Origin of the sequence: Nocardia sp. NPDC058666, assembly GCF_042714895.1 — a bacterium.
GTDB lineage: Bacteria > Actinomycetota > Actinomycetes > Mycobacteriales > Mycobacteriaceae > Nocardia.
In genome coordinates, this window is the sequence record NZ_JBHXRY010000006.1 from 346,716 (window position 1) to 355,803 (window position 9,088).

The 9,088-nt window shown below is 69.9% G+C and carries 5 protein-coding genes; all 5 read left to right on the plus strand.

All coding sequences use genetic code 11. The features are described from left to right. Positions 1-196: 196 nt before the first annotated feature. Positions 197-2,332 (plus strand): Hsp70 family protein, encoded by a 2,136-nt coding sequence (locus ACFWVD_RS17645; protein ID WP_379243911.1) that lies wholly within the window; start codon positions 197-199, stop codon positions 2,330-2,332. Beyond that, positions 2,329-4,806: a LuxR C-terminal-related transcriptional regulator gene (locus tag ACFWVD_RS17650; protein WP_379243913.1), complete on the plus strand. Its 2,478-nt coding sequence runs from the start codon at positions 2,329-2,331 to the stop codon at positions 4,804-4,806. Before ACFWVD_RS17645 ends, ACFWVD_RS17650 begins: the two co-directional genes overlap by 4 nt. Positions 4,807-4,846: 40 nt before the next feature. After that, entirely contained in the window at positions 4,847-5,932 is a 1,086-nt protein-coding gene (locus ACFWVD_RS17655) for a hypothetical protein (RefSeq protein WP_379243915.1), read from the plus strand. Positions 5,933-6,050: 118 nt separating this feature from the next. Continuing rightward, positions 6,051-7,412 carry a S1 family peptidase gene (locus ACFWVD_RS17660; RefSeq protein WP_379243917.1) on the plus strand — a complete coding sequence of 454 codons (1,362 nt, stop codon included), beginning with the start codon at positions 6,051-6,053 and terminating at the stop codon, positions 7,410-7,412. 91 nt (positions 7,413-7,503) lie between these two features. Beyond that, positions 7,504-8,826: a S1 family peptidase gene (locus ACFWVD_RS17665; RefSeq protein WP_379243919.1), complete on the plus strand. Its 1,323-nt coding sequence runs from the start codon at positions 7,504-7,506 to the stop codon at positions 8,824-8,826. Positions 8,827-9,088 lie beyond the last annotated feature (262 nt).

The following is a 9,088-nucleotide window of genomic DNA, read 5'->3' on the forward strand; positions in this document are numbered from 1 at the left end:
TATGGCGGGAGGCCATCGGCCCGTAACGGGGCGGACCCCCGCATCTGGGCGGGGATGTTTATTAGGGGATCGGTTGGGAATAGGGGATCGGCCCGACGATCCCCCATGAACCGGTAACAGCAGCCCTTCAGCAACCGACAATGGGGATAGCTCGCTCGATGGTGTCCGTAGCTCCCGCATCCGCAGAGGTTTCGATATGACAGACCGTCTCGCGCTCGGCGTCACCGTCGGTGCATCGCGTTCAGTGGCCGTCGCGACGGCTGCCGACGGCGGTGAGCCGGTGGCTGTGATCCAGCGGCCCACCGCAGTAGAGGTAGCAACGACCGCAGGTCCCGCGGTGGTGGTGGAGGGGTTCTTGTCGCGGGTGGGCGACCCGGTGCGCATGCTCGCCGAAGACGGTTCCAGCCATGTGGCGGCCGACCTGGTAGCGGCGGCAACGACCCGGTTGATGGCCGATATCGCCGCGCTCACCGATGCCGACGCGACGGTGGTGTCGTGCCATCCCGGCTGGTGGCCCGAGGTCAGGGTGCAGGCGGTGCGCGCGGCGCTGGACAACGCCGGCGCGGGTGCGGTGGTGCTGGTTCCCGAGCCGCTGGCGGTGGTGCGCCGCTATGAGATCGAGCGCGGTCTGCTCGATGAGGGCGCGATTGTCGTCTACGACCTCGGCGACAGCGGCCTCACCGTCTCGGTCGTGCGGACGGGTGAAAAGTCGGGTTTGCTCGGCGTTCCGACGCACAGCGCCGACATCGCGGGCTCGGAATTCGATTTGCTGACAATGCGCTACGTGCTGGGTCACGCGCTCGGTGACAACGAGATCGACCCCTTCGATCCGGCCGTCGAGACCGAACTGGCGGCGCTGCGCGACCGCTGCCGCACCGCCAAGGAGGCGCTGTCGTTGGACACCGCGACGGTGGTGTCGGTGGGCGAACTCGCCGCCGACGGCCGGGTGCGGATCGTGCGCAACGAGCTCGAGGACCTGCTCCGCCAAGACCTGCAGGATTCGCTGGGTTTGATCCGTGACGCCGTGCAGCGTGCCGGCGTGGATCTGCGCGACGTGTCCGCGGTCCTGCTGACCGGGGGTGGCGGCGCGATTCCGCTGGTCGCGGAGCTGGTGTCGTCGGAATTCGGGCTACCGGTGGTGGCGTGTGAGGATCCCGCGACGGCCAGTGCCGCGGGTGCGGCGGAGTTGGCGGCGGATCTGCTGGCGGCGGAAAGCGACGGGGCGTCTCCGTGGACGGTGAACGCGATGGACGCCGACCTCGCCGAGCCGAAGTCCGGTGCCGTGAGCCCGGCGAACTTCACGAAATCCGCCGCGGCGACCGTGCTCGGAACCGGATTCGCGGCGACCGAAGCCGAAGCCGATCCGGGCACCACGGATGCGGCGCGCACGCAGGACCCGACCGACAGCGCGGGCAAGCACGCCGAAGTCGAGTCCACCTCGGAGCTGCCAACAGGCAGACACGCAGCAAGCACAGAACTGGCAACGTCGAATTCCGAGCTGGCCACGGCCGAACCCTTCGGCGACGGCCCGACTCTGTCCCTGGCCGACATCGACGACGAGGACCCCAAGCCCGCACTCGCGACCAAGAAGCGCCTGGCCGTAGTCGCGGCCACCGTCGCCGTGTTCGGCGCCCTGACCGCGGGAACCCTCGCGGTCGCTCCCCAATTCGCGACCCCGAGCACCCCGGAAACCACTACCGACGCCCCGGCCGCGAACACGAACTCCCCGGTCTCGGTCGCGACCACCCCCACTTTCGACGCGAACGGCAAGCCGATCATCGGCACTCCCGCCCTCGACGCGACCGGCAAACCCATCCCCGGCGCCCCCACCCTGGACGCCTCGGGCAAACCGCTGCCCGGCACCACCGTCGACGCGACCGGAAAACCAGTGCTCGGTACTCCCACCGTCGACGCCACCGGCCAACCGATCGCCGTCGCCCCTGGCACCCAGAACCCGGCCCAAGGCGCGGCTCCGGAAGCGGGCCAGGCTCCCCAGCAGCAACAGCAACAACAGTCGGCCGGATCGGCACCGGCCCAGGGCGGCCAAACCCAACAGCAGCAACAGCAAGCGCCCGCCCCCCAACAACAGCCCGCACCGCAACAACAACAACAACCGGCCCCGCAACAACCGGCGCCGCAACAACCGGCCCCCCAACAACCGGCCCCACAACCGCAGCCCCAGCCCCAACCCCAACCGCAATTCCAACCCCCCGCCGTCCCGAACGTCGCCGAGGTCCCCGGCAGAGTCCTCAACGGCACCGGCGAAGTAGTGGAAGGCACCGTCGGCGGAGTAACCCAACTCCCCGGTGGACTGCTCGGAGGACTCAATTGAGCTCCATCGCGCTCGACACCATGCCCAATGCCCGCGAAGTCCTCCGATCGGTGGACGCAGCCCCCGATAAACCCGTAGTCCTGTTGCTGACCGGCCGCTCCGGCACCGGAAAATCGATCCTGCTCGAGGCAGTCCGGCAACGCCTGCGCGGCAAAGGCCTAGCGGTGATCGCGTCGTCCCCCACCGCCGCCGACAACGGCGCGATCGTGGTGACCGACGACCTGCACACCATGCCGATCGATCAACTCGACGCGTTGCGCGCCGAGGTCGAGTCGGGCACCAGGTCGTTCATCTGCGCCATGCAACCGCGCCCGCACCACGCGGCCTTGCGAGCCCTGTGCGAGGCCGTCAACAGGCACGGCCGCACGGTGGAATTGCGTGCTCTGGGTTGCGGCGACATCGGTTCGTTCGCCCGCGAACTCGGCGTGACGGTCCCGCGCCCGCTGATCACCCACATTCACACGCAGACCGCGGGCGTTCACGGCGGCGTCGTGGCGGCCCTGCTCGCTGCCGGTACGGCGCGTCTGGATGCCGGTTTCGCCGCCGTCGACGAGGCCATGGTCGCCTGGACCAGGTCCCAACTCGCCGGTGTCGACCCGGCCCTGCTCGACACCCTCGTCGTGGCCGCCACCGGCACCGGCCTGGACGCGGGCGAGCTGTCGGACGTTCTCGGTGTGGATCTGACCGCCGCCCACGATCTGCTGGCGCGCGCCAGAGCCTGCGCGCTGGTCACCGACGCCGACCTGTTGCTGAGCGCGGCAGTGCCCCAACTGCGCACCGTGTTGGGCGACCGCCGTTTCGTCGCGGTCCAGAAACGCCTGCTCGACACCCGACTCGAGGCGGGCCTGCTGCGCGACCACACCGCCCTGCTGCTGGCTGAATCCGGTGTCCGCGACGATCGCCTGGCCGAATTCCTGTGCCGCGCAGCCGAACACAATCACGCCGAGGCCCACCGCTACTACGCCGCCGCGGTCACCGCGGGCACCGACCCGCACGACATCGCCCTGGCCTGGGCCGAAGCCGCCGCCCGCGCGGGCGACGACGACACCGCCCTGCGCCTGGCCGAACCCCTGCTGGAAAGCACCGACGCCGACCTGTCCGCCGCCGTGCGCATCTGCGCCAGCGTGCTCACCCGCCGCGGCCTGGTGACCCGAGCCGCCGCTCTCTATCGCTGGCTCGGCGCCCACCGCGTCGGCGCCGACTGGGCGATCGCCGCGACCGTTTTGGTCCTGGCCGGTGACGGTGCCGCGGCCGCCGACATGTCCGCCGACGCCGAACACTGGCCGCCCACCCAGGCCGCGGCCGGTTCGCGTCTGACCGCGCACGCCCTGCTCGCCTCGCTGGACCCGCACGGCGCGGGCACCGCGGGCGCCATCTCTGAACTGGTCCAGGCCGCCCACACCGGCAACCGCGACGGCGGTGTCACCACCCCGTGCAGCGCGGTCACCGCAGCCGCGCTGCTGAGTTTGAGCGCGGGCGAACCACGTCGAGCCGGTGACGCCATCCGCGCCGCCGCGGGAGCCGGCCTGCAACTGCCCGTCCTGTCCGCCTTGACCGCCCTGCGCATCGGCGACGAATGCCTGGCCACCGAGACCATGGCCCACATCGACATCGCCACCCTCGCCCCCCGCGACCGGCTGCTGGCCCACGCCCTCACCGTCGGCCTCGCCCGGCGCAGCGGTGACGCCCAAGCCCTGCACAACGCCTGGACCGCGGCTTTCCCCCTGTTCGACGAGGTCGATGTCGACCTGCTGAGCCTGGTCCCGGTCGGCGAACTCTGGCTGGCCGGTATCCAGTTGCGCGACGAGGGCCGCATCCAACCCATGGTCGAAGCCGCGATGGCGTTGATCCGCCGACTCGGCCGCGCGCCCGCGTGGACCAACGCGTTCCACTGGTATGGCGTGCAGGCGGCCATCGCCAAGTCCTCCCCGCAGAACCTGCTCCCGCACGCGCACGCGCTGAAGAACGCAGCCGCCGACGGTGACCCGCATGCCGCGGTGCTGGCCGACGCGGGCCGCACCTGGCTGCTGGTGCTGCGCGGTCAGGTCGATCTCGCCGCCGTCCAATCAGCGGTTCTGGCCTTGGCCGCGCAGGGCCACACCTTCGACAGCGCCCGTCTGGCCGGTGATACCGCCCGCGTGGTCAACGACCCCGCCGCCGCCAACGCCCTGCTGAAACTGGCCCGTTCGGTGCGCATCCCCGCGCGCCCCGATCAGGCGCGGACCAGCACCGATGACCCCCAGATCGGCCCGCAGCAGGTGATCGAACCGCGGGCGCTGTCGGACCGTGAACGCGAGGTCGCCGAGCTGGTCCTGCTTGGTCTGACTTATCGGGAGATCGGCGCACGGCTGTACATTTCGGCGAAAACCGTGGAGCATCACGTCGCGCGAATCCGACGTCGAATAGGCGCGCGCTCACGTTCGGAATTACTGTCTATGTTGCGCGCGATGGGACACGGTTCACTGCTGGTGTGACTCGCGCCCACGATGTCGACGCCGAAGTGAGGTAGAGCGGATGGCCACTGGGGTCGGCCTGCGGATCGCCGATGACGAGTGCATTGCCGCGGTGGTCACCGAGGACGGCACGGTGCAGGTCATCGCGCGGTCCTCGATCTTGCACATGTCCGATGACGGTGATGCCGCGTTGGGCGGTCCCGCGCCGTCCGGGCACGCGCATTCGATCGCCGGTTTCGTCCGCGCGATCGGTGATCCGGCCGGGGTGGATGTCGACGGCGGTGAGGCTTACCGCGCGGAGGACTTGCTGGCCACGGCGATGTTCTGTCTGATCGATCTGACCACCGAGCATCTCAGCGGCCCGGCCGAGTTCTACGCCACGCATCCCGCGGGGTGGTCCACCGAGGTCGTGCGGGGCGTGCGTGAGGCGTTGGACTATCTGGGTTTGAAGTCGGTGGCCCTGCTGGGTGAGGACGAGCTGCCCCAGCCCGTCGACGGCGCCGATCCGGGTAAGACGTTCGCCAATGCCGCTGCCGAGGCCGCGCTGGTCGCGGTGTTGGCGACCCCGGCGGGCACGACGCCGCCCGACCCGATCGTCACCGAGAACGCCACGGTGTCCACCGATGTGATGCCCGCGCTGCCGTCGCCCGCGGTGGGCGCGCAGGCGTATTCGGCGGCGCTGCCGGTGTCGATGCCGACCAAGGGGATGTCGCCGATCGCGGCGGCCCCGATCATTCCGGTGACCGCCCCCGCCGAGAAGCCCGTGCGCGGCAAGACGCCCTTCCTGATCGCCGCCGCCGCGCTGATCGGCCTGCTGTTGGGCGGTGTCGCGGTAGCGGTGATGGCGCGTGGTCCCGAGACCCCCACGCCGCCAGCCATTTCCGACGCCAGCCCGGAAACCGTGACCACTCCCGAGCAGCTGCCGCCCCCGCCGCCGTTCTCCGAGACGACGACTCCGGCCCCCGCGATCGTCCCCGAGCCCGAACCGGAGCCCGAGCCGACGACCACCACCACCGAGGCGCCGACGACGACTGCACCACCCACCACGACCGCGCCGCCGACCACCACCACCGCCCCGCGCCACCCCTTCCGCAGCAACCCGCCGGGCGTGCTGCCCCCGCCGCTGACCATCCCGGGCTACCGCTGAATTCAGCTGGCGCACGGTAACCGCGCCAGCTGGACGACCGTGCCCTAGAGTGATGCGCTGACCGACATGATCGCCGCCGGCGGTGTTCTCGGTCACTGGTTGTGAACGAAGGGATTTCATGCGCAAGTTGGTGGCGCGTCGCGCCGCGGTCAAGGCAGCCTCCGCCGGGTTCGCCGCGACTGTTCTACTCGCACCCCTGCTCGGATCCGGTATCGCGTCAGCGGAACCCGCTGTGCCCGTTCAGCTTTCAGCAGATGCGTTACCGGGTGAATTGGTGACCGCGCTGTCACGTGACCTGGGGATGTCGCCCGCGCAGTACCTCGATCGTGCCGCGCGCGCTCAGCAGCTGCGCGAGTACGCCACCGATTTCCGGGCGAACAACCCCGACACCTACGCCGGTGCGTGGCTCACGCCCGAGGGCAAGGCCGTGGTCGCCACCACCGACGCCGAGGCGGGCAAGATCGTCGCCGCGGCCGGTTACCAGCCGCACCTGGCGCCGATCTCGGCCGGTGGTCTGGAAGGCGCGCTGCTGCAACTGAGTCAGTGGATCGCGAGCCTGCCACCCGCGATCTCCGCGCCGATCAGCTCGATCGCCATCGACGCGCTCAACAGCCAGCTGGTGCTCAATGTCGCCAACACCGGCACCGGCCACATGCTGAACCTGCCGACCCTGATCGCCACCATCAAGGTGGTGTTGCAGCCCGGCGGCGGCGGTCCGGTGGTCTACAAGCCGATGGGCGGCGACACCTACATCACCGCGAAGAAGGACCTGCACGACGCGTCGCTGGTGGGCGTGGACGTGTGTTCGTTCGGTTTCAACAGCACCGACGCCGCGGGCAACGCGCTCAATATCTCGGCGGGCCACTGCAATCCGAATATCGAGGCAGGCGGTGCGGCGGCGGTGTACGTGCCCAACGTGCGCGACATCCCCAACAGCCCCGAGGTCGGTTCGTTCACCCATGCCGTGCTCGGCGGGCCCGCCTCGCTGGACTACTCGGTGATCAAGCTCAACGAGCGCGCGGTGAACGCGGGCATGGACCAGCCTCGCGTGCGCGGCGCCAACGGCACCACGGTGGCCCTGACCGGTACCGCGGAGCCCGTCACGGGCGCACCGGTGTGCAAGACCGGCCAGTCGTCCACGTTCACGTGTGGTTTCGTGTCCGCCGACCACGTGGAGACCCAGCTGTTCACCGAAACCGGTGTCAGCAAGACCATCCGCGGTTTCGCCAGCACCGCGTGCACGCTCGGCGGTGACAGCGGCGGCGCGATCATCTCCGGCACGCTGGCGCTCGGCATCACCAGCGGCTCGAACGCCTCGGGCGCGCCCAACTGCGACGAGGCCAATACTCAGCTGGCCCCGTACGGCGGCACCGCGTCGCTCGGCGTGCCGATTCGACCGATCCTGGCCGACATCGAGGCGACGTCGGGTGGCGGCGTCGGCAGCGGAATCATGGTGCGCACCAAGCCCAACGCGGGCTGAGCGGGGAACAATCACCGCCCGGACCGGGTGAGCGAAATCTCTTACCCGGTCCGAGTAGGCATAAGTCCCCGAAGCCCATATAGTTCGACCCATGCTCCTGCCACGTATGGGTCGTACCCCGTCCGCGCGAAGCTCGAGAAGAGCTCGGAAATCCCTGATCGCCGCTTCGGCGGCGTTTCTGCTGTTCGGCCCCACGATGGCGGTTGCCGATGCGCAGCCCGCGCCCGCTGACCTGCCCGCCCAGCTCATCGCCGCGGTCACGCGCGACCTGAAGATCTCCCCCGACGAATACCTGCGTCGCGCCGATGTCGCGCAGCAGGTGGCCGCGTTCTCCACCACCGCGCAGCGTCAGTTCCCGCAGGTCTTCGCCGGTTCCTGGCTCAACGATCAGGGCAACGCCGTGGTCGCGCTGTCGCAGGGTCCCGGCGCCGATCAGGCCCGTGACGCCGCGCAGTCGGCCGGTTTCGAGGTCCGCAACGTGGCCAAGAGCGAGTCCACCCTGCGCGGGGAGAAGACCGCGTTCGAGAACTGGCTCGCCGCCGCCCCGCCGGAGATCTCCGCGCTGGTGCGTGGCGTGGTCGTGGACACCGTGAACAACTCGATCGCCGTGCGCGTGCAGCAGGCCGGTCTGCCGCTGCCCAGCTTCATCGACCCGTCGCGCGTGATCGTGACCGCCCCGCCGGTGGCAGGCGAGCGCATCGACCTGGCCGCCACCCCGGTGGCCGGTGACGGCAACGGCGCGCTGGCAGGCGGCGACGGTTACGCCTCGGTGGTCGGCCGCAGCTCGCTGCGTTGCTCGCTGGGCTTCAACGGCACCGACCGCGCGGGCAACGTCGTGAACATCTCGGCGGGCCACTGCAACCCCGACATCGAGTCCGCCGGCACCGGCAGCGCCGCCGCGGTCTACGAGATGAACGGCGACAAGGCAGGCGCCCAGCTGGGCACCTTCCAGAAGTCCGTGCTCGGTGAGCAGGACTACTCGATCATCCGCGTGAACGACAACGCCCGCGCCCGCTTCGAGAACAACCTGGTCCGCATCCCCGGCCAGGCCCCCATCCCCGTAGACGGTGTCGCCACCCCCGTGGTCGGTGCCCCCGTCTGCAAGTCCGGCGCCCGCACCGGCTTCAGCTGCGGCGTGATCAACGGCGTCGACCAGACCGTCCAGGTAGGCGACCGCCAACTCACCCAAAGCTTCTCGGCCAACATCTGCGCCCTCCCCGGCGACTCCGGCGGCGCCATCGTCACCGGCCGCCTGGCCCTTGGCATCTCCAGCGCCAGCTCGGTAGCAGATTTCCCCATCTGCGAAATCCCGAACATCATCGGCGCCATCACCGGCGACACCCCGCAATTGTTCGCCCAACCCCTGAGCGTCGTCCTCTCGGACAACCCAGGCCTGTCGGTCCGCACCAGCTAACCGACACCCATAGGCACAGAGCAGCCCAAAAGGCCGGTAGCGCTTGCGCTACCGGCCTTTTGACGTCCAATGCACCTTCCCCCCACCACCTCACCCCAAATCCCACCAGGCCCACACTCCGCCAACCAGACACCTCACCCCAAACCCACCACCTACCGCACTCCCAGCCCCCACCTGCGACCCATAGGGAGCAGCGGCCACGCAGTGGCCGTAGCGGCCCGGCCGCGAGTTAGCCGCCGTTGCGTCCGAGGCGCAGCCTCCA

Bases quoted from the DNA above. Each gene is read 5' to 3' on its own strand.
- ACFWVD_RS17645 (WP_379243911.1), top strand. From the start codon at position 197: ATGACAGACCGTCTCGCGCTCGGCGTCACCGTCGGTGCATCGCGTTCA.
- ACFWVD_RS17655 (WP_379243915.1), top strand. From the start codon at position 4,847: ATGGCCACTGGGGTCGGCCTGCGGATCGCCGATGACGAGTGCATTGCC.
- ACFWVD_RS17665 (WP_379243919.1), top strand. From the start codon at position 7,504: ATGCTCCTGCCACGTATGGGTCGTACCCCGTCCGCGCGAAGCTCGAGA.
- ACFWVD_RS17660 (WP_379243917.1), top strand. From the start codon at position 6,051: ATGCGCAAGTTGGTGGCGCGTCGCGCCGCGGTCAAGGCAGCCTCCGCC.